At 23.4% G+C, this 833-nt stretch carries 1 pseudogene; it reads right to left on the bottom strand.

From position 1 onward, the window contains the following. Positions 1-833: pseudogene (locus D9R21_RS07825) on the bottom strand (hypothetical protein); the annotation flags it as partial.

Genomic DNA, 833 nt, shown 5'->3' with positions numbered 1-833 from the left:
AATTTTACATTATTTTTAAATTTACTAATTTTTAAATCACCATTATCATCATTACGCCATACTACAAAATATCATTTATCATCAATTTGATTAAATGGTTTTTCACTTGCATAAACTTCTTTTCAGTAATTTTTAGGTGGAGTGGGTCCACCAGAAAAATTAAAATATGATGAATTTAATTTAACTTTACAATCTTTAAATTCTCAATAACCATCTTCTATTTTATTAGGAGTTGAAATTAATTCAAAATAATAAGGAGCAAATATTTTAATATCATCATTATAACCTTTATTAATTGCGTATTTACTATATGTATAGTTTGATAACATGTAAATAATTTGTTTAAATCTTTTGACAGCATTATCATTTAAAGATTTATAATTATCTAATTTTCAGTTTTCAAATAAACCATCAATTACATCTTCGGGTTTTTGTCCTTCGAATTTTTGGCGTAATATAGCTGATTTATTTGTAGGGTTACCTTTTTCATCATATTTTGCACCTTGAAATTTTCTATCATAGTTATAGCGATAAGTTAAATAATTTAATAAAACAATATTTAATTCTTTAGCATCTAATAAACCTAATATATCTTTACCTTGAATATAGTTTTTGGCAATATTTCATGGTAAAAAACTTTCTGTAAATCAATATTGAAAAACTCTTAAATTAGGTTCTGTTTCAATAGGCATTGATAATAATGGTACTAAACTAGCATTTTCAATATTTGATGATGGATAAGAATAAACACCATTAACATTGCCTCAGCATTTAATATTTCCAAATAACATTGATTTAGGATATTTAATTTCAATACCAGTAAATACTGTATC

This window comes from Spiroplasma endosymbiont of Megaselia nigra (genome assembly GCF_003987485.1).
GTDB lineage: Bacteria > Bacillota_I > Bacilli_A > Mycoplasmatales > Mycoplasmataceae > Spiroplasma.
Note: the sequence above shows the minus strand (reverse complement) of the source record. Positions and strands in the feature narration are given on the sequence as shown.